Below are 19,646 nucleotides of genomic sequence, written 5' to 3'. Positions count from 1 at the left end.
CGGCGCACGGAGCGAAGCGAGTACGTCGATGAGTTGGACGCGTGAGGAGATGGCCGCCCGGGCGGCCTCGGAGCTGGTCGACGGCTCCTACGTCAACCTCGGGATCGGGCTGCCGACGCTGGTGCCCAACTACGTCGACGACGACGTCGAGCTCGTCCTCCAGTCGGAGAACGGCATCCTCGGTGTCGGCGCCTACCCGGTGGCCGGCGAGGAGGACCCCGATCTGATCAACGCCGGCAAGGAGACGGTCACCGTGCGCCGTGGCGCGTCGTTCTTCGACTCCGCGACCTCGTTCGGGATGATCCGCGGCGGCAAGATCGACGCCGCCATCCTCGGGGCCATGCAGGTCTCCGCGGTCGGCGACATCGCCAACTGGATGATCCCCGGCAAGATGGTCAAGGGCATGGGCGGCGCGATGGACCTGGTCCACGGAGCCAAGCGCGTGATCGTGCTGATGGAGCACACCGCCAAGGACGGGTCGCTGAAGATCGTCGAGGAGTGCGACCTGCCCTACACCGGCAAGCGCGTCGTGCAGCGGATCATCACCGACCTGTGCGTCATCGACGTGATCGACCCGACCACCGGCGAGGTCGCGCCGTCGGGCACGCTCGGCGAGCGTCAGCTCAAGCTCGTGGAGCTGGCACCGGGCGTCACCGAGGACGAGGTGCGGTCGAAGACGGGGCCGACGCTGGTGTGACCGTCACGGCCGGTCACGGTCCCACCGAGCTCAGCGGTCGCGCGCTGGGACCTGACCTGGCGCGCGGGTTCATGCTGCTCTTCATCGCGCTGGCCAACTCGCACTACTTCCTCTCCTCGAGCGCCTACTTCGGCGGCTTCCCCGCCGACCTCGGACCGCTCGACGCGGCCGTGGCCTGGGCGATCGCCACCTTCGTCGACGGCCGCGCGTTCCCGATGTTCGGCCTGCTCTTCGGGTACGGCGTCGCGCACATCGTCCGCCGGCAGGGGGACGCGTCGCCTCGGACCGTGAGGCGTCTGCTCTGGCGCCGCGCGCTGTTCCTCGTCCTGGTCGGCTTCCTGCACGCGACCCTGCTCTACGTCGGCGACATCCTCGGCGCCTACGGCGTGCTGCTCCTCGTCGGCGCGTGGACCGTGCGCTGGCGCGACGGCTGGCTGCTCTTCGTCGCGGCCCTCTTCTGGGTCCTCACCGCTCTGCCGAGCGAGGACTCCTTCTCGATCGGCACCGAGGGTCCCGACCCGACGATGCTGCCGACCGACCTCGGAGTGATGGTCATCGACCGGGCCTTCGCCTCCGGCTTCATCTCGCTGCTCGGCCCGATCGGCTTCGTCTGCCCGTTCCTCCTCGGGCTGTGGGCCGGCCGGCGGCGCCTGCTCGAGGAGCCTTCCCGCCACCGCACGTTCCTGCGCTTCGTCGCGGTGGGTGGCATCACGGTTGCCGTGCTCGGCGCCCAACCCGTCGCGCTGGTGCACCTCGGCGTGATCGACGTGCCTGACGCGTCGTCACTCTCGGTGGTCGGACCGCTGCACGACGCCTTCGGGGTGTTCGGCGGCTTCGGGTACGCCGCCCTGATCGCACTCGTCGCACTGCGTCTCGGTCCTCGGCGCGGTCGGGTGGTGACCGCGCTCTCCGCCGTCGGCCAGCGGTCGATGACGTGCTATCTCTGCCAGTCGGTGGTGTGGACGATCGTCTTCACGCCGTTCTTCCTGGGGCTGTCGTCCGAGCTGACCGTCGCGACGACGGCTTTGCTCGCGGTCGCGACGTGGCTGGGGACCGTGCTCCTCGCGGACTGGATGCGGCGTACTGGGCGCCGCGGGCCGTTCGAGGTGCTGGTCCGGCGGGTGACGTACGGGCGGCCGCTGGCTGCGTGAGGTGGCATCGAACTCCGGGTGAGGCGTGATCCCCTTTCCCGCGCAAGCACGGTCCTTGCGCCGCGAATGCCTCAGCCGCTGCGGCGGTCAGGCGGGCGCCGTACGCCGTGACGTGACGACCCCGACGAGGCCGAGCGTGATGGCGAAGACGAAGACCGCGAGGAACGGGTTGGCGTCCTGCCGCTCGGCGACGGCGAAGACCACGCCGGAGATCGACAGGGCGAGGGCGGCACCGAGCGAGTCGGCGATCGAGAGCGCGGCGGAGTTGAACCCGCGGTCCGCGTCGGTCGACGCGTCGAGCATCGCCACGCTGGTGCGGGGGTAGCCGAAGCCCATTCCGGCGCCGGCCAGCACGTAGGTGGTGCCGGCGAGCAGGGCCGGACCGTCGAGCCACACCGTCAGCGCGAGCGACAGCACGCCGGCCAGCACGAGGGCCGAGCCGATCTCCATCGCGCGGACGTGCGAGACCCGCTCGCCGAGGCGTGCCTGCGCCTGGCTGGCGGCGGCCCAGACGACGCCGACCACGCTCAGCGCGATGCCGGCCCGGGCCGGCGACAGGCCCCACTGCTCCTGGAGGACGTAGACGATGTAGGCCTCGACGCAGAAGAAACCGGCGCTCATCAGGCCGCGGGTCGCGATCACGGCGGGCAGGCCGGCACGGCCGACGAGCGAGCCGACCGGGAGCAGCTTGCGCAGGGCCAGCACGACGAGCACGAGGGCGACGAGGGCGCCGAGCCCGGTCACGCCGCGGGCCGAGCCGAGGAGCTCGAGCGCCATCGCGGCGCCCGCCCCGACCGTCGCCCACGCCAGCGGGGCGAAGCCCGACTGGGAGCCGCCGGTGTCGGTGCGTCGTCCCCGCAACGAGGGGGCGACCAGCAGGGCCGCGGCGGCGACGAAGGCGACCGCGCCGAGGAACACCCAGCGCCAGCCCACGGCGTCGGCGACGAAGGCCGCGAGCGCCGGGCCGAAGAGCGCAGGCAGCACCCAGGCCGCGGCGAAGCTGGCGAAGATCGCCGGCTGCAACCGGGCCGGGAACACCAGCCCGACGAGGACGTAGAGACCGACGGTCAGGGCACCGCCGCCGAGTCCCTGCACCAGCCGTCCGCCGACGAGCACCTCCATCGTCGGCGCCGTGCCGCAGATCAGCAGACCGAGCGAGAACAGCACCATCGACCAGACCAGCGGCGCCACGGGTCCGCGCCGGTCGCTCCACAGGCCGGCCGCGACCATGCCGATCACGCCGCTCGCCAAGGGCGCCGCGAAGCTCAGCGCGTAGAGGTCCGCGCCGTCGAGGTCGCGCGCCACGGTCGGCATCACGGTGGTGACCGCCATCGCCTCGAACGCCACGAAGCCGATCAGCGAGCACATGCCGATCGTGATGGCGGCGTACGCCTGGCTCAGCAGGCGCGGTGCGGGGGCGGTTTCGGACATCAGGGTCACGATCGCAGAACGTAGGAGGTGACGTGGACTCGAGGTCAACCAGGAATAGTGGGGCCGCTCCGTCGTTGGGTCAGGTGTGACTCCAGCTCTCTCCGTGCTCGACCTCGTGCCCGTCCGCTCCGACCAGACGACGGCCGATGCCGTCCAGGCCTCGAGAGGCCTCGCGCAGGTCGCCGACGAGCTCGGCTACACCCGCTACTGGGTCGCCGAGCACCACAACATGCCCGCGGTCGCGGCCACCAACCCGCCCGTGCTGATCGCGACCCTGGCCGCGGCCACGCAGCGCATCCGGGTCGGCAGCGGCGGGGTGATGCTGCCCAACCACGAGCCGCTGGTCGTCGCCGAGCAGTTCGCGCTGCTCGAGGCCGCCTTCCCCGGCCGGATCGACCTCGGCATCGGTCGCGCACCCGGCACCGACATGCTCACCCGCTACGTCCTGCGCGGCGGCGCGACGGCCGCGGCCGACGACGCGGTCGCGAAGTTCCCGCAGTACGTCGAGGACGTGGCCACCCTCATGCACCCGGACGGCGTCGAGATGACCGTCGCGGGTCGCCGCGAGCCGCTGCGCGCGACGCCGCAGGCCGCCAGCGTCCCGACGATCTGGCTGCTCGGCTCCTCCGACTACTCCGCCCGGCTGGCTGCCGCACGCGGCCTGCCCTACGTCTTCGCCCACCACTTCGCCGGCCAGGGCACGGCCGAGGCCCTCGAGCTCTACCGCTCGAGCTACCAGCCCTCCGAGGAGCACCCCGAGCCGCGGACCTTCCTCACGGTCAATGCTGCCGTCGCCGAGACGCGCGAGGAGGCGCGGCGGCTGGCCCTGCCGCAGGCGCAGGCGATGGTCGCGCTGCGGACCGGCGCCCGGCTGGCGCCCCAGCGGCTGGTCGAGGACGCCGAGGCGCAGGACCTCCCGCCCCAGCACCAGGCCCTCGCCGAGTCGATGCTGGCGAAGTGGGTCGTCGACGAGCCCACCGCCGCGCGTGAGCGGGTGGAGTCGCTCGCCCGCGAGTTCGGCGTCGACGAGGTGATGGTGCACCCCGTGGCCGGCGCCGTCGTCGGCACCAAGGCCGGGTCGTCGCCCGCCCGTGAGGAGACGCTGGCGCTGCTTGCCGGCTGATCCTGTCTCGGATGTGAGACGGGCGCTCGCGATCGGGGGTGTCGCGAGCGGCGGCACGGGGCGTGTGATGGGGGACATATCCACCGAAGGAGCACCCCTCATGACGACCCAGGCCGACAGCACCATCGCCTCCCGCGGTGTCGAGCGCCGTACGATCGACGTCATCCCCGCGGACGAACGGCACGGCACCCCGTTCAGCCAGTTCACGCTGTGGATGGGCGCCAACCTGCAGATCACCGCGATCGTCGACGGCGCCCTCGCGGTCGTCTTCGGCGCCGACGCGCTGTGGGCCATCGTCGGCCTCCTCATCGGCAACCTGCTCGGCGGCGTCGTAATGGCGCTGCACTCCGCGCAGGGCCCCCGCCTCGGCCTGCCGCAGATGATCTCGAGCCGCGCGCAGTTCGGCGTGTACGGCGCGATCGTGCCGCTGGTCCTGGTCATCGTGATGTATCTCGGCTTCACCGCGACGGGCACCGTCCTCGCCGGCCAGGCGATCAACGAGCTGCTGAAGGTCGACACCGCGGCCGTCGGGATCGTGATCTTCGTGGCCGTCGTCGCGGTGATCGCGATCGTCGGCTACCGCTGGATCCACGCCGTGGGCCGCGTCGCCAGCGTGCTCGGCATCCTCGGCCTGGGCTACCTCGCGATCCAGCTCGTGCGGCAGCACGACGTGAGCGCGGCCTTCGTGGACAACCGCTTCGACGTCGTCACCTTCCTGCTGGCCGTCTCGCTGGCCGCGGGCTGGCAGCTCACCTTCGGTCCGTACGTCGCCGACTACTCGCGCTACCTGCCCGCGACCACGCCTCCGACCTCCGTGTTCTGGTGGACCTACGCCGGCAGCGTGCTCGGCTCGCAGCTCTCGATGACGTTCGGCGCGATCGTGGCGGCCGTGGCCGGTGACGCGTTCCTCGGCAACCAGGTCGGTTGGCTCGGCGGGCTCGCCTCCGGCGCGGTGGTGGCGGGGCTGATCTACCTGCTGCTGGTCATCGGCAAGCTCACCGTCACCTGCCTCAACGCCTACGGAAGCTTCATGTGCGCGGCCACCATCTCCACCGCCATCACCGGCCGCCGGACGATGGGCAGCAACGCCCGCGCCGCCTTCGTGCTGGTGATGCTGACCCTGTCGATGGGCATCGCGCTCTGGGCGAGCGCCGACTTCCTCGACAACTTCAAGAACTTCGTGCTCCTGCTGCTGATGGTCTTCACGCCGTGGTCGGCGATCAACCTCACCGACTACTACCTCGTGTCGAAGGAGCGGGTCGACCTGCCCGCGCTCTACGACCCGCAGGGGAGGTACGGCGCGTGGAACGTCGTCGCCCTCACGACGTACGCCGTCGGCGTGCTGATTCAGATCCCGTTCCTCGCCCAGACGCTCTACACCGGACCGTTCACCGAGGCCCTCGGGGGCTCGGACATCTCCTGGATCGTGGGGCTGGTCGTGCCGGCGGTCATGTACTACGTGTGGGCCAGCCGCGACCCGCGCGCCCCCGCCGAGCAGGTCGAGCTGGAGGACGCCACCGTCTGAGGACGGCTCAGTGCCGCTCCTCGAGTCCGACCGCCTCGCGGAGCTCCTGCGCCGCCTGCCGGAGGTCGGGGTCGTCGGCCGCGCGTGAGTCCATCAGCGCGGCGAGGGCGTTGGCGAGCACGTTGAGCTTCTCCTGAGCCGTCTCCTCGCTGCGCCGACCGGCGTTCTCGAGGAGGACGAGGAGCAGCAGTGACAGGATCGACGAGCCGGTGTGGAGTGCCAGCTCCCACTTTGTGGTGGTCTTCCACAGCGGATAGCTCACCGCCCACAGCACCAGCGCCACCAGGATCACCCCGAAGAACGGGGCGCGGCTGACCCGCTCGTTGACGGCGTCGACGAACCGCTCGAAGCCGTTCTTGCCGTCGTCCCCGCCGGACCGATCCTCGGCAGCGTCGTTGCTCTCCATGTCCGGAGGCTAGTCGAGCGCGAGCCCCGCCGCGGGCGTGATCCGGGCGGCTCGCCGCGCTGGCAGGACGCACGCCGCGAGTCCGGCCACGGCGGCCACCCCGATCACCCCGGCGAGCTGGGCGACGGGGACGGTCACCGCGGCGTCGTCCAGCAGCGGGCCGAGCAGCACCTGCACCCCGACCCAGGCGAACACCAGCCCGATCGCCGTACCCACCACCGTCGCGACCACCGACAGCAGCAGTCCCTCCGTCGCCATCGCCCGCCGCAGCTGCTGCCGGGTCAGGCCCATGGCGCGGAGCAGCGCGTTCTCGCGGCTGCGCTCGAGCACCGAGAGCCCGAGGGTGTTGCCGATGCCGATCAGAGCGATGACCACCGAGATGCCGAGCAGCCCGACCACGGCGCCCGTCATCACGTCGACCTGGAGGTCGACCCACTGCCGGTCGGCGTAGCCGCCCTCGAGCGTGGCCGAGCTTCCGGCCAGCGCGGCGAGGTCGCCGTCGAGGTCGGCGGCGTCGGTGCCGGGGACGGCGCGCGCCCAGACGGCGACGGGCCGCGGGTCGCTCGTGAGGCCGGCCAGGGTGGCGGGGGAGACCAGGGCAGCCTGCCCGAAGCCTCCGCCGACCTCGGCGCGCAGCTCGTGGCGCGTGCCGTCCACGGTGACGACCACGGTCCCGTCCTTCCGGACGTGCTCGGACTCGTCGTAGGGCAGCAGCACGGTGCCGTCGGCGGGTGAGAGGTCGTCGGTGCCGCGAACCACACCGAGGGTCCTCTCGACCGCGGCGACCGGGATCGCGTCCCCGGCGATGGTCGCGATCGTCCCGTCGAGCGCGAGCGTGTCCGCGACGCCGTCCGCCGCGGCGATCCGCTCCGCCAGCCCGGCGTCGAGCGGCCCCTCGGTGGCGCTGAGGGTCGCGTCGAGCGGGTGGTCGGCGTCCATCTCGTCGTCGAGGGCGCTGCGCGAGCTGGCGAGGCCGGTGAGCACGGCGGTCGTGAGGGTCACGCCGACGAGGAGGGAGGCGGCCGTCGTCGCCGTACGCCGAGGGTTGCGCACCGCGTTGCCGGCAGCGAGCCGCCGGACCGGACCGTCGCCCACCAGCCGGCCGGCGAGGCGGACCAGGGCCGGGATCAGCCACGGGCCGAGGAGCAGGACACCGACGAAGGTGACCATGCCGCCGACCAGCATCAGCGGGACGACCTCGGCGGCGATCGAGAGGAACAGCGCACCCGAACCAGCAGCGAGGGCGAGGACGGCCAGCGCGAGGCGGATGCGGCCGGCGGTGGAGCGGACGTCGGGACCGGTGTCGGGGCGCAGGGCCGCCAGCGGGGCCACCTTGGTCGCCGACCGGGTGGGCAGCCAGGCCGCCGCCACCGTCACGAGCACGCCGACCGCGAACGCCCCGCCCACCCAGCGCGGATCGAGCGCGGGCGCGCCCATGTCGTCGAACCAGTGCCGCACGACCGCCACCAGCGCGACGCCGCCGAGAGCCCCGCCGACGACGCCGACGACCGAGGCGGCGACGCCCAGCGCGAGCGCCTCGAGGCGCACCGAGCGCCGCAGCTGGCGGCGCGTGACGCCGACGCAGCGCAGCAGCGCGAACTCCCGGAGCCGCTGGGCGAAGAGGATGGAGAAGGTGTTGGCGATGACCAGCACGGCGACGAAGAAGGCGATCGCGACGAAGAGCAGCGCCATGACCGCGATGATGTCCACACCGCGCGAGATCTCCGCCTGCCGCTCGGCGACCCAGTCGTCGGCGGCCCGGGTCGTCGAGTCGGGGACCAGGTCGGCAGCCAGCGACGGCGAGCCGCCCCACGCGACCGCGTCGACCCACAGCGAGTCCTGGAAGGTCCGCAACGTCGACCAGGGGACGTAGAGGTCGTTGCCGAGGCCGACCGGACTGTCGACCATGCCGACCACCGTCACGTCCCGACCGTCGTCACCGCGCCCGATCCGCAGCACGTCGCCGACGGCGACGCCCGTGCTCTTGGCCGCGTTGGTGTCGGCGAGGGCCTCGTCGTCCGCCGTCGGGAAGCGGCCGGACTCGAGGTCCTGCCACTGGAGCGCGGGGCGGGTGGAGACCTCGGCGACGTCGGCCGACCGGGTGAGCTGGATGCCGTCCTTGCTGACCGGCTCCATCGCGTAGCCCAGGGTCACGGCCGGCACGCCACGGTCGGCCGCGCCCGCCATCAGCCGGTCGGCCTGCCTCGAGTCGGTGATCGACACCATCGTCTCGAGGCCGGCCGTCGGGGCTCCCGTGTCGGCGGTGAGGCCCTCACGGGTGGCGCCGGTCAGCATGCCGGTGGCCACCACGAACCCGACCCCGATGACGACGGCGATCGCGGAGGCGACGTACCTGCGCGTGTGATGGCGCAACGAGGCGAGCAGCACGCTGCGCATCAGGCCCGACCTCCACGCAGTGCGGCCACGAGCTCGTCCTGGCCGGGGTCGCTCAGGTGGGCGGTGATGGCGCCGTCGTGGATGACGACGACGTCATCGGCGTACGCCGCCGCGTCGAGCTCGTGCGTCACCATCACCACCGTCATGCCGAGCTCGCGCACCGACCGTCGCAGGTGTCCGAGCACCTCGGCGCTGGCCTCGCTGTCGAGGTTGCCGGTCGGCTCGTCGGCGAACACGATGTCGGGCTGCGTGACGAGCGCGCGAGCGATCGCCACCCGCTGCTGCTGCCCGCCGGAGAGCTGGCTCGGCAGGTGCCCGAGCCGGTCGGCGAGCCCGAGGACGCCGACGACCTGGTCGTAGCGCACCCGGTCGACGGCGCGGCCGGACAGCTCGAGCGGCAGCAGGATGTTCTGCCCGGCGGTGAGCATCGGCAGCAGGTTGAAGGCCTGGAAGACGAAGCCGATGTGGTCGCGGCGGAACAGGGTGAGCGCGGTGTCGTCGAGGCCGGCGAGGTCGCGCCCGGCGACCGTGACGCTGCCGCTGGTCGCACCGTCGAGGCCGGCCAGGCAGTGCATCAGCGTGGACTTGCCGGAGCCGGACGGCCCCATGATCGCGGTGAACCGGCCCGCGGGGAGGTCGACGTCGACGCCACGCAGGGCGTGGACGAGGCTGTCGCCGCGGCCGTAGGTCTTGGTCAGGTCGCGGGCGCTCGCCGCGGTGTGGACTCGGGTGTTCTGGGTCGTCTGCGTCATGGCTCAACGCTCGCGTCCTCCGGCCGCTCGATCGTCGGCCCGCGGGGTGAACGTGCGACTCCGCCGGTCCGCCGTCGGGAGGACGGTGCGCGCCGCGGCGTACGACCTGGGGAGGACGGGCGCTCCCGGCGGATCCTGCCACCGGTGCGTCAGCCACAGTCCGGAGGACGGGAACGTGGGTGTGGCACCGCCGCTGCGGTGTGTCGGCGGCGGCACGCGAGCGGACGGTGTGTGAGCCACATTCCGGAGGACGGGAACGTGGGTGTGGCACCGCCGCGCACGCGTTCTCCGGGCCCAAGGAGGCACCGCTCAGGAGGAAGCGAGCCCCGACTCGTAGGCCAGCACCACCAGCTGCACGCGGTCGCGGGACCCGGTCTTGGCGAGCAGCCGCCCGACATGGGTCTTGACCGTGGTCTCGGCGACGACGAGGTCGGCGGCGATCTCGGGGTTGGTGCGACCGCGGGCGATCAGGGTGAGCACCTCGAGCTCGCGCTCGGTGAGGACGTCCAGCCGGGGGTCGGAGGCGACCGAGACGGGATCCGGCAGGGCGGCGAAGTGGTCGAGCAGCCGACGCGTGGTGCTGGGTGCCACGACGGCGTCGCCCGCGACCACGGAGCGGATGGCGCCGAGCAGGTCGGGTGGCGTGGCGTCCTTCAGCAGGAAGGCCGAGGCGCCGGCGCGGATCGCGGCGAAGGCGTACTCGTCGAGGTCGAAGGTCGTCAGCACGATCACCCGAGGCGGGTCGGGCGTCGCGAGCAGGCGGCTGGTCGCCTCGACGCCGTCCATCCGCGGCATCCGGACGTCCATCAGCACGACGTCGCTCGCGGTGACCGCGAGCAGGGCGAGGGCCTCGCCGCCGTCGCCGGCCTCGCCGACGACGACCATGTCGTCCTGGCTCTCGACCAGCATCCGGAAGCCGGCACGCACCATCTGCTGGTCGTCGACCAGGAACACCCGGATCGGCTCGCTCACAGCGGGATCCTCGCAGAGACCGCGAACCCGCCCCCGGCCGCGGGCCCGGCCGTGAGGGTCCCGCCGCGCGACTCAGCGCGCTCGCGCATCCCGAGCAGCCCGAGCCCGCCGCCGTCGGAGCCTGCCGCCGCGCCCCGGCCGTCGTCGTGCACCTCGATCTCGACCGCACCCGCCTGCACGCCCACCCGAACAGTCACCCCGGCGCTCGGCCCGGCGTGCTTGCGCACGTTGGTGAGGGCTTCCTGGACGATGCGGTACGCCGCGAGCCCGACGCCGTCGGACACGACCGGCCACGGGTCGGGCAGGTCCGCCTCGACCCGCGTGCCCGCCGTGCGGGTGTCGGTGACGAGGTGCGCGACGTCGGCGAGCCCGGGCTGGGGCCGGACCCCGGAGTCGCCGCTGCGCAGGAGTCCGAGCAGTCGCCGCATCTCGGTCAGCGACTCGCGACCGGTCGCCCCGATCCGGCCGAGCGTGTCGAGCGCGACCTGCGGGTCCTTCGCCGCCGCGTAGCCGGCGCCGTCCGCCTGCACCACGATCACCGACAACCCGTGCGCGACCACGTCGTGCATCTCGCGCGCGATCCGGGCGCGCTCGTCCTGCGCGGCCAGCTGCACCTCGCGCTCCGCCGTGCGCTCGGCCAGCTCCGCGCGCTCGACCAGCGCAGCGACGTACCTCTCCCGCTGCTGACCGGCGAAGCCGAGAGCCCAGGCGGTCGTGACGATGGCGGCGATGGTGACGACGTACGGCGTGAGGGTCCCGGCGGTGATCTTCCCGGTGTCGAACGCGGTGATCCAGCGCACCGACGCGACGCCCGCGCCGGCGTAGCCGACGAGGAGCGCGGTCACGCCCTGCCACCGCGGCGCCCACCGGGCCACCGAGTAGACCGCGATCGGGAAGGCGAGCTGGCCGACGATGGGTGTGTCGACGAGGACCGCCTGCAGCGCGCTCGCGGCGGCGATGGTGAGGAAGACCGGCCAGGGGTGCGTACGGCGCCGGACGAGCGGCACCGTCTGGACCGCGGTCAGGACGGCCGCGACGAGCTGGCCGGAGATGACGTGGCCCAGCAGGCCGACTCCCAGCAGTCCCAGCGCCAGCGTGACGTCGAACCACCGACGCCCGCGCGAGCCGAGCTGCCACGGGCGGGCGTGCAGCGGGTCCATGCCGGAACGGTAGACGCACGGGCTCGGTCGCGGCGTCAGCCCACGGGAGGACCCGGGTCCGTCCCGAGTAGGGTGCGAGCCATGACGAAGTGGGACTACCAGGTGGCGCCGATTCCGCTCCACAACGAAGCGCTGATGCTCAACAACTTCGGCCAGGACGGGTGGGAGCTGGTGGCGATCCACACCAACGCCCAGGGCGGTCTCGTGGCCTTCCTCAAGCGACCCAAGGCCGACTCCTGATGGGCGCCGAGGCGACGCTCGAGTCGATGGGGATCACGGTCCCGTCCGTGGTCCCGCCGCTCGCGGCGTACATCCCGGCCGTCCGGGCCGGCAACCTCGTCTACACCGCCGGCCAGCTCCCGGCCCGCGACGGCGAGATGATCGCGGTCGGCAAGCTGGGCGGCTCGGTCACCGAGGAGGAGGGCTACGAGTGCGCGCGGCAGTGCGCCCTCAACGCGCTCGCCGCGATCCGCGCCGAGATCGGCTCGCTCGACAACATCACCCGCGTCGTGAAGGCGGTCGTGTTCGTGTCGTCGACGCCGGACTTCACCGGCCAGCCGAAGATCGCCAACGGCGCGTCGGAGTTCCTCGGCGAGGTCTTCGGCGACCTCGGGCGCCACGCCCGCTCGGCGGTCGGCGTGTCGGTGCTCCCCCTCGACGTGCCGGTCGAGGTCGAGCTGATCGTCGAAGTCGCCGACTGAGCGTGAAGCGCCCTCCGCTGCCGCAGTCGTTCGTCGACCAGGCGCGGTCCTACGCGGCCGGTGAGGCCACGCCGGCCGAGCCGCGCAACGCCGCCACTGTCGTGCTGCTGCGCGACGGCGCGTCGGGACCGGAGGTCTACCTCCTGCGCCGTCAGACCACGATGGCCTTCGCGGCCGGGATGTGCGTCTTCCCGGGTGGCGGGGTCGACCCGCGCGACTTCGCCGAGGACGTGGCCTGGGCCGGTCCCTCGGTCGAGGACTGGGCGACCACGCTGGGCTGCGAGCCGTCCCTGGCGCGGGCGCTGGTGTGCGCGGCCGTGCGCGAGACCTTCGAGGAGTCGGGCGTGCTGCTGGCCGGACCGTCCGCCGACACGGTCGTCGACGACACCACCGGCGACGACTGGGAGGCCGACCGGTTCGCGCTGGAGTCGCGCGAGCTGTCGATGACCGACTTCCTCGTACGCCGCGGGCTGGTCCTGCGCACCGACCTGCTCGGCGCCTGGTCGGGCTGGCTGACGCCGGTCTTCGAGCCGAAGCGCTACCGCACGTGGTTCTTCGTCGCCGCCCTGCCGGGCTCGCAGGTCACCCGCGACGTGTCGTCGGAGTCGTCGTCGGTCACCTGGCTGCCCGCCCTGTCCGCCGTCGAGGCGGTCGAGGCCGGCGAGATGCTGATGCTGCCGCCGACCTACCTCACCTGCCTGGAGGCCGGTCAGTACCCCGACTCGACCTCCGCCCTGGCCGCGGCCGGGTCGCGCACCGTCGACATGTTCACCCCCGAGGTGATCTCGGACGGCGACGACTTCGTGCTCTCCACCCCGCCCGCCTACCTGTCCCTGATGGAGTCCAGGTGAACTTCACCCCACGACGTTCTGCTCCTCCGCTGCGATCCTCCGCACAACGCCGCGGGGACCCCGAGTGAGCTGGACCGGCGGGACCTTCGGGTCGGCGGCCACCTGCGTGCTGGCGCCCAACGCCGACCTGATGACCCTCGACGGCACCAACACCTGGGTGCTGTCGTCCGGCTCGCGGTCACTCGTCATCGACCCCGGGCCGTCGATCGAGTCCCACCTCGCCGCGGTCTCGGACGTCGGCCAGGACGTGGTCGGAGTGCTGCTGACCCACCACCACCTCGACCACAGCGAGGCGGCGAAGGAGTTCGCCGAGCGGCACGGGTGCGGCGTGCGGGCTCTGGATCCCGCCTTCCGCCTCGGTTCCGAGGGTCTGGGCGCCGGTGACGTCGTCACCGTCGGCGACCTCGAGGTGCACGTCGTCGCGACCCCCGGCCACACCGCCGACTCGCTCTCCTTCGTCCTGCCCTCGGAGTCGGCCGTGCTGACCGGCGACACCGTGCTGGGTCGCGGCACCACGGTCGTGGCCCATCCCGACGGGTCGCTCGGGGCCTACCTCGACTCGCTCGACCGGCTGCACGCCCTGTGCGACTCGCAGGGCATCGGCTCGATCTGGCCGGGCCACGGACCCGTCATCGACGACGCGCTCGGCGCCCTCGACTACTACATCGCCCATCGCCGTACGCGCCTCGAGCAGGTCCGCGACGCCGTCGCGACGCTCCCGCCGTCGGACGACCTGGCGCGGCGGGTCGTCGAGGTCGTGTACGCCGACGTCGACCCGGTCCTCTGGGGCGCGGCCGAGCTCTCCGTGCGCGCACAGCTGGCCCACCTCGAGTCGTCCTGACCCGTTGTGGTCGGCCGGGTCTCGGCCTAGCGTGACGAGCATGACCGAGCCCGTCGTCACCCTCTCCCGCGCACTCGACCAGGCCGGCGACGTGCTCGCCACCGTGCACGCCGAGGACCTCGACAAGCCGACACCGTGCGGGGAGTGGTCGGTGCGCGACCTCGCCTCGCACCTCGCCTCCGGGCCGGGTCGGTTCCTGCAGATGGCGCGCGGCGAGGAGGTCGACTTCGCGGCCCCGGCCGCCATCCCGGACGGCGCGTGGGCGACCACCTTCCGGGCGGGCGCCGACGACCTGATCCACCACTGGCACGGCCAGCCCGCCGACCAGGCGGCCGGCGCCGGCTTCCAGGTCGCGGAGATGGCGGTCCACACGTGGGACCTCGCCCGGGCGCTGGGCCGCGACGTCGAGCTGGACGACGAGGTCGCCGAGGCGGGGCTCGCCGCGATGCAGCAGGGACTGACCGACGACAACCGCGGCTCGGTGTTCGCGCCCGCGGTGTCCGTCGCCGAGGACGCCGGGGCGTACGACCGGCTCGCGGCGTTCGCGGGGCGCGACCCCTCCGCGTAGGCGACGGGTCGTCGGGCGCACGCCGGGACGTCCGACGGTGTGGTCGCCCGGACGACCGGGGCGTCGGACGTCCCGCACGACGTCCGACGAGGTGGCCGTCTCAGCCCAGCGTGCGGAGCGCGGCCTCCACGTCGGACTCGGAGTTGTAGAGGTGGAACGACAGCCGGAGCCGTCCGGCGCGGACCGCGGCCTGGATGCCAGCCTGCGCCAGCCGCTCGGCGATGTCGGACGGCGCCGGGACGGAGACGATCGCGGAGTCGCCGGCGGGCAGCCCGAGGCCGTCGCGGAACGCGTTGGCCAGCGCGAGGTCGTGGGTGTGGATCCGGTCGATCCCGATGTCCAGGAGCAGCTGCAGCGCCGGCGCATGACCGACCCAGCATCCCCAGGCGGGGGAGAGGTCGTAGCGGCGGGCGTCGTCGGCCAGCCGGAGCGGTGGACCGTAGATCGAGTCCCAGCGCGATGCCCCGGCGTACCACCCCGCGGCGAGCTCCGGCAGCGGCGGAGCGCTCGGGCCGACCGCGAGGAAGCAGGTGCCGCGCGGGCCGAGCAGCCACTTGTAGCCCCCGCCCACGACGTAGTCGGCACGGAGGTGGGTCAACGGCAGCCAGCCCGCGGCCTGGGTCACGTCGACCAGCGTCAGGGCACCCGCGGCCTCCGCGGACGTGGCGAGGGCGAAGAGGTCGAGCAGCCGTCCGTCGGCCGACTGCACCGCCGACACAGCGACCAGGTCGACGTCGGGCGTGATCGAGTCGATCAGGCGCTCGAGCGGCACGAGGCGTACGGCGACGTCGGCCCGCAGGAACGGGAAGAGGACCGAGGTGAAGTCCTCCTCGGCGGCGAGCACCACGCTGCCCGGGGCGAGCGAGGCGGCGACCAGCCCGACGAACTGGCTGGCCTGGGAGCCGGTCGCGACCTCGCTCGGGTCACGACCGAGCAGGGCGGCGAAGCAGGCGCGGCCGCGCTCGACGTACGCGTCGATCGACACCGCGTCGACCGTCCCGGCCAGCCGCGAGTCCTCGTACAACCGCATCGCGGTGACGCTGCGCCGCGGCGCGAGCCCGAGCGTGGCGGAGTTGAGGAAGACCCCCGCGGGAGCGAACTCCTCGGGGGCCAGGCTCATGCGCAGGTCAGCGGGCGCGGCGCGAGAGCCGCTCGACGTCCATGATCACGACCGAGCGGGGCTCGAGGCGCAGCCAGCCGCGCGAGGCGAAGTCGGCGAGCGCCTTGTTGACCGTCTCGCGGGAGGCGCCGACCAGCTGGGCGAGCTCCTCCTGGGTGAGGTCGTGGTGGACGTGGACGCCGTCGTCGGCGGTGCGGCCGAAGCGGTCGGCGAGGTCGAGGAGCGCCTTGGCGACGCGCCCCGGGACGTCGGAGAAGACGAGGTCGGCGACGACGTCGTTGGACTTGCGCAGCCGGGCGGCGAGCTGCGAGAGCAGGCCGCGGGCGACGATCGGGCGACCGTCGAGCCAGCGCAGGAGGTCCTCGTGGGACAGGGAGGCGAAGGTGGCGTCGGTGACGGCGGTGACGGTCGCCGAGCGCGGCCCGGGGTCGAAGAGCGAGAGCTCGCCGAACATCTGGCCGGGGCCCATGATCGCGAGGAGGTTCTCCCGGCCGTCAGCGGAGGATCGGCCGAGCTTCACCTTGCCCTCGGCGACGATGTAGAGCTTGTCGCCGGAGTCGCCCTCGTGGAACAACACGTCGCCGCGGCGCAGCCTGGTCTCGGCCATCGAGTTGCGCAGCGCGGTGGCCGCCTCGTCGTCGAGCGCGCTGAACAGCGGAGCCTGACGCAACACGTCGTTGTCCACCGGTGTCCTCCAACCTCTGGGCTTGCCTGGTCGTCCCGATCGCCTCGGCACACGTGAGGGGAATCCTAGCCGTGGTTTGGGTCACAGCGGCCCATCGGGGGCCGATCGGACCGCACGTCGGCCCGCCCCGCCGCCGTCGGTGGTGGGTCGTAGGCTGCCCACGTGCCCGCCCGACCCGTCCCCGCGCCCCCGGACACCTCGCTGGTGCGGCGCGCCCGCAAGGCCGACCGGCTGCTCGCGCTGACCTATCCCGACGCCCACTGCGAGCTCGACTTCGACGACCCGTTCCAGCTGCTCGTCGTCACCGTGCTGAGCGCCCAGACCACCGACCGCCGGGTCAACGCGGTCCGGCCGGTCCTGTTCGCGGCCTACCCCGACCCGACCGCGATGGCCGGCGCGCCGCGCGAGCTGCTCGAGGAGATCATCGGCCCCCTCGGCTTCTTCCGGGCCAAGACCGAGTCGCTCCTCAAGCTCAGCCAGGCCCTCGTCGAGCGGTTCGACGGCGAGGTCCCGGGACGACTCGACGACCTGGTGACCCTGCCGGGGGTCGGTCGCAAGACCGCCAACGTCGTGCTGGGCAACGCGTTCGGCGTCCCCGGCATCACCGTCGACACCCACTTCGGCCGGCTGGTCCGCCGGCTCGGCTGGACCGAGGAGACCGACCCGGTCAAGGTCGAGCACGCCGTCGGCGCGCTCTTCCCCAAGCGCGACTGGACGATGCTGTCCCACCACCTGATCTGGCACGGCCGCCGGCGCTGCCACGCCAAGAAGCCGGCCTGCGGCGCCTGCCCGCTCGCGAAGATCTGCCCGTCCTACGGCGAGGGGCCGACCGACCCGATCGAGGCCGAGAAGCTGGTCAAGACCCAGGGGCCGGCGTGATCCGAGCGGCGGTGGTCGCGGTGTGCGCGGCGCTGGTCCTGGCGGGCTGCTCGGACGCGCCTCCGGAGAAGGACGACCGCCTCCCCGACCTCACCCTGGCCGGGTTCGACGGCGCCGAGGACGTCGACCTCGGCGACTTCACCGGCCCGGCCGTCATCTCGGTGTGGGCCTCGTGGTGCGGCCCGTGCCGCAAGGAGATGCCGGTCCTCGAGGAGTTCAACGCGGCGTACGGCGATCGCGTGGCCATGCTCGGCATCGACTTCCAGGACACCGACGCCGCGGGCGCGCGGGCGCTCGTCGAGGAGTCGGGCGTGACCTACCCGCTCGTCACCGATGAGCTCGGCGACATCAACGGCGAGGGCGGGTTCCCCCTCCTGCGCGGGCTGCCCTATGTAGCGTTCGTCGACGAGGACGGCACCCTGACGCACGTCGAGGCCGTGGTCATCGACTCGGCCGACGAGCTGGTCGACATGGTCGACGAGCACCTCGGGGTGCAGCTGTGACCCTGCCCGCCTGGCTGGAGCCGATCGTCGAGGCCGCCGACTCGATCACCGTGCACGAGCTGACCCGCTTCATGCCGCCCGAGGACGGCGACGCCCGGCGCGGTGCCGTGCTGATGCTCTTCGCCGACACCGACCGCGACGGCCGCGGCGAGATCCTCCTGACCGAGCGCGCCCACCACATGCGCTCGCACCCCGGCCAGGTCTCCTTCCCCGGTGGCAGCCTCGACCCCGGCGAGAGCGCGCTCGAGGCGGCGCTGCGCGAGGCCGAGGAGGAGATCGGGCTCGACCCGACCGAGATCGAGGTCTTCGGCGAGCTGCCCGAGCTGTGGCTGCCGCCCTCCAACTTCGCGGTCACCCCGGTCCTCGGCTACTGGCGCCACCGCGGCGAGGTCAGCGTGGTCAGCCCCGACGAGGTGCACGAGATCCACCACGTCGAGATCGACCACCTGCTCGACCCCGCCAACCGGATCAACGTGCGCCACCCCTCCGGCTGGCTCGGTCCGGGCTTCCTGATCGGGCCCGATCGCGACGTCATCCTGTGGGGCTTCACTGCCGGCATCATCGCCCGGCTCTTCGACTTCGTCGGTTGGTCGCGCGAGTGGGACACCGATCAGGTGCGTGACCTGCCGGACTACATGCTGCATGGTGATCCCACACCGAGCGAGTCCGTTCGGCCCAACACGCGCCTCGAGGAGTAGCCGCTCGTGAACATCCTCGACTGGTGCCTGCTGGCGCTGGTGGGCGTCTACGCCCTCTCGGGGTACTGGCAGGGCTTCATCACCGGCGCCTTCGCCACCGCCGGCCTGCTGTGCGGCGGGCTGCTCGGCGTCTGGCTGGCGCCGATCGCGCTGGGCGACGCGGCGCCCTCGCTGTGGGTCTCGCTCGGCGCGCTCTTCATCGTCATCCTGTCCGCGTCCCTGGGCCAGGCGCTGCTGCAGTACGTCGGCGCCCGGATCCGGGCCCGCATCCGGTGGCAGCCCATCCGGGCGGTCGACGCGATCGGCGGCGCGGCGCTGAGCGCGGCCGCCGTGCTGCTCGTCTCGTGGGCGCTCGGCGTCGCCATCTCCGGTTCGCGGATCGGCGGCATCACCCCGATCGTGCGCGACTCCACCGTCCTCGCCGAGGTCGACTCCGTGCTGCCCGACCGGGCCTCCGACGCGCTCGGCGCCTTCAACAACGTGGTCGGCACCACCTTCTTCCCGCGCTACCTCGAGCCCTTCGCGCCCGAGCAGATCGTCCGCGTGGCTCCCGGCCCGCAGCGTCTCCTCACCGACCCGGACGTCCTCGCGGCCGGGCCGAGCGTGCTCAAGGTGCGGGGCAGCAACGACTGCGGCAGCGGGGTCGAGGGGTCGGGGTTCCTGTTCGCGCCCGGCCGGCTGATGACCAACGCGCACGTCGTCGCCGGCGTCGACGATCCCGAGGTCGAGATCGACGGGTCCTCGGTGCCCGCGCGGGTCGTCGTCTACAACCCCGAGATCGACGTCGCGGTGCTCGCGCTCGACGAGGGCGACCTGCCGCACCTCGTCTTCGACCAGGACGCGAAGGCGCAGGACGGCGTCGCCGTGCTCGGCTATCCGCAGGACGGTCCCTACGACGTCCAGACCGGCCGGGTCCGCGCCGAGCAGCGCCTGCGCTCGCCCGACATCTACGGCGAGGGCACCGTCCTGCGCGACGTCTTCTCGCTGCGCTCGCTGATCCGGCAGGGCAACTCGGGCGGACCGATCGTGAACTCGTCCGGCGACGTCGTCGGCATGGTCTTCGCCGCGTCGGTCACCGACCCCGACACGGGCTACGCGCTGACAGCCGAGCAGGTCTCCGAGAGCGCCGCGCGCGGGGTCACCTCGGAGTCCGAGGTCGACACCGGGGCCTGCGCCGGCTGAGCGG

General features: G+C 72.9%; 21 protein-coding genes. 13 read left to right on the top strand and 8 right to left on the bottom strand.

Annotation, left to right across the window (positions count from 1 at the left end):
• Window positions 1-28 precede the first annotated feature (28 nt).
• Both C7S10_RS03925 and C7S10_RS03920 read left to right on the top strand, forming a co-directional pair.
• Window positions 29-697 carry a 3-oxoacid CoA-transferase subunit B gene (locus tag C7S10_RS03925; RefSeq protein ID WP_108343048.1) on the top strand — a complete coding sequence of 223 codons (669 nt, stop codon included), beginning with the start codon at window positions 29-31 and terminating at the stop codon, window positions 695-697.
• A complete protein-coding gene (locus C7S10_RS03920; protein ID WP_243395185.1) occupies window positions 694-1,848 on the top strand; it encodes a DUF418 domain-containing protein in 1,155 nt (384 codons plus the stop codon). The genes C7S10_RS03925 and C7S10_RS03920 overlap by 4 nt, the downstream gene beginning before the upstream one ends.
• Before the next feature lie 87 nt (window positions 1,849-1,935).
• Here the strand turns inward: C7S10_RS03920 and C7S10_RS03915 are convergent, their stop codons facing one another.
• Window positions 1,936-3,279, bottom strand: coding sequence for an MFS transporter (locus tag C7S10_RS03915; RefSeq protein WP_207769214.1), 1,344 nt, complete (start codon window positions 3,277-3,279; stop codon window positions 1,936-1,938).
• An 85-nt stretch (window positions 3,280-3,364) separates the two neighbouring features.
• Here C7S10_RS03915 and C7S10_RS03910 point away from each other — a divergent pair, with 85 nt between their 5' ends.
• Together C7S10_RS03910 and C7S10_RS03905 are read left to right on the top strand one after the other, a co-directional pair.
• Window positions 3,365-4,402: an LLM class flavin-dependent oxidoreductase gene (locus C7S10_RS03910; RefSeq protein ID WP_108343047.1), complete on the top strand. Its 1,038-nt coding sequence runs from the start codon at window positions 3,365-3,367 to the stop codon at window positions 4,400-4,402.
• A 100-nt stretch (window positions 4,403-4,502) separates the two neighbouring features.
• Window positions 4,503-5,927, top strand: coding sequence for a purine-cytosine permease family protein (locus C7S10_RS03905; protein WP_108343046.1), 1,425 nt, complete (start codon window positions 4,503-4,505; stop codon window positions 5,925-5,927).
• Between the two features lie 7 nt (window positions 5,928-5,934).
• Here C7S10_RS03905 and C7S10_RS03900 read toward each other — a convergent pair whose 3' ends face one another.
• The 5 genes from C7S10_RS03900 to C7S10_RS03880 form a co-directional block, all read right to left on the bottom strand.
• Entirely contained in the window at window positions 5,935-6,333 is a 399-nt protein-coding gene (locus C7S10_RS03900) for a low affinity iron permease family protein (RefSeq protein WP_108343045.1), read from the bottom strand.
• Between the two features lie 9 nt (window positions 6,334-6,342).
• Entirely contained in the window at window positions 6,343-8,730 is a 2,388-nt protein-coding gene (locus C7S10_RS03895; protein ID WP_108343044.1) for an ABC transporter permease, read from the bottom strand.
• On the bottom strand, window positions 8,730-9,482 hold the full coding sequence (locus C7S10_RS03890) for an ABC transporter ATP-binding protein (protein WP_108343043.1): 753 nt from the start codon (window positions 9,480-9,482) through the stop codon (window positions 8,730-8,732). The genes C7S10_RS03895 and C7S10_RS03890 overlap by 1 nt, the downstream gene beginning before the upstream one ends.
• A gap of 309 nt (window positions 9,483-9,791) precedes the next feature.
• Entirely contained in the window at window positions 9,792-10,454 is a 663-nt protein-coding gene (locus tag C7S10_RS03885) for a response regulator (RefSeq protein WP_108343042.1), read from the bottom strand.
• Window positions 10,451-11,614, bottom strand: coding sequence for a sensor histidine kinase (locus C7S10_RS03880; RefSeq protein ID WP_108343041.1), 1,164 nt, complete (start codon window positions 11,612-11,614; stop codon window positions 10,451-10,453). Before C7S10_RS03880 ends, C7S10_RS03885 begins: the two co-directional genes overlap by 4 nt.
• Window positions 11,615-11,695: 81 nt before the next feature.
• Here C7S10_RS03880 and sp36 point away from each other — a divergent pair, with 81 nt between their 5' ends.
• The 5 genes from sp36 (at window position 11,696) to C7S10_RS03860 (ending at window position 14,575) form a co-directional block, all read left to right on the top strand.
• A complete protein-coding gene (gene sp36, locus C7S10_RS22120) occupies window positions 11,696-11,854 on the top strand; it encodes a Sp36 family protein (RefSeq protein WP_165807040.1) in 159 nt (52 codons plus the stop codon).
• Window positions 11,854-12,315 (top strand): RidA family protein, encoded by a 462-nt coding sequence (locus C7S10_RS03875; protein ID WP_108343040.1) that lies wholly within the window; start codon window positions 11,854-11,856, stop codon window positions 12,313-12,315. The genes sp36 and C7S10_RS03875 overlap by 1 nt, the downstream gene beginning before the upstream one ends.
• A gap of 2 nt (window positions 12,316-12,317) precedes the next feature.
• Complete coding sequence (locus C7S10_RS03870) at window positions 12,318-13,166, top strand: NUDIX hydrolase (protein WP_114327779.1); 849 nt, start codon at window positions 12,318-12,320, stop codon at window positions 13,164-13,166.
• Between the two features lie 64 nt (window positions 13,167-13,230).
• Entirely contained in the window at window positions 13,231-14,007 is a 777-nt protein-coding gene (locus tag C7S10_RS03865) for an MBL fold metallo-hydrolase (protein WP_243395184.1), read from the top strand.
• 40 nt (window positions 14,008-14,047) lie between these two features.
• Entirely contained in the window at window positions 14,048-14,575 is a 528-nt protein-coding gene (locus tag C7S10_RS03860; protein ID WP_108343039.1) for a TIGR03086 family metal-binding protein, read from the top strand.
• Between the two features lie 100 nt (window positions 14,576-14,675).
• Here the strand turns inward: C7S10_RS03860 and C7S10_RS03855 are convergent, their stop codons facing one another.
• Window positions 14,676-15,695, bottom strand: coding sequence for an aminotransferase class V-fold PLP-dependent enzyme (locus C7S10_RS03855; protein ID WP_108343038.1), 1,020 nt, complete (start codon window positions 15,693-15,695; stop codon window positions 14,676-14,678).
• A gap of 7 nt (window positions 15,696-15,702) precedes the next feature.
• The gene (locus tag C7S10_RS03850; protein ID WP_108343037.1) at window positions 15,703-16,380 is read right to left on the bottom strand and encodes a Crp/Fnr family transcriptional regulator; all 678 of its coding nucleotides are present in this window, start codon (window positions 16,378-16,380) and stop codon (window positions 15,703-15,705) included.
• Window positions 16,381-16,542: 162 nt separating this feature from the next.
• Between C7S10_RS03850 and nth the strand changes: the two genes are divergently transcribed.
• Genes nth through C7S10_RS03830 form a run of 4 tightly spaced genes read left to right on the top strand, consistent with a single transcriptional unit; the run spans window position 16,543 to window position 19,642 of the window.
• Window positions 16,543-17,259, top strand: a complete 717-nt coding sequence (gene nth, locus C7S10_RS03845) for an endonuclease III (RefSeq protein WP_243395183.1) — start codon at window positions 16,543-16,545, stop codon at window positions 17,257-17,259.
• Window positions 17,256-17,762: a TlpA family protein disulfide reductase gene (locus C7S10_RS03840; RefSeq protein ID WP_165807039.1), complete on the top strand. Its 507-nt coding sequence runs from the start codon at window positions 17,256-17,258 to the stop codon at window positions 17,760-17,762. Before nth ends, C7S10_RS03840 begins: the two co-directional genes overlap by 4 nt.
• Window positions 17,759-18,460 carry an NUDIX hydrolase gene (locus tag C7S10_RS03835; protein ID WP_243395182.1) on the top strand — a complete coding sequence of 234 codons (702 nt, stop codon included), beginning with the start codon at window positions 17,759-17,761 and terminating at the stop codon, window positions 18,458-18,460. Before C7S10_RS03840 ends, C7S10_RS03835 begins: the two co-directional genes overlap by 4 nt.
• Before the next feature lie 6 nt (window positions 18,461-18,466).
• Complete coding sequence (locus tag C7S10_RS03830; RefSeq protein WP_108343036.1) at window positions 18,467-19,642, top strand: MarP family serine protease; 1,176 nt, start codon at window positions 18,467-18,469, stop codon at window positions 19,640-19,642.
• Window positions 19,643-19,646: the final 4 nt, after the last annotated feature.

It is taken from the genome of Nocardioides currus (assembly GCF_003057875.1).
GTDB classification, from domain to species: domain Bacteria; phylum Actinomycetota; class Actinomycetes; order Propionibacteriales; family Nocardioidaceae; genus Nocardioides; species Nocardioides currus.
This window is presented reverse-complemented; position numbering and strand designations above follow the sequence as displayed.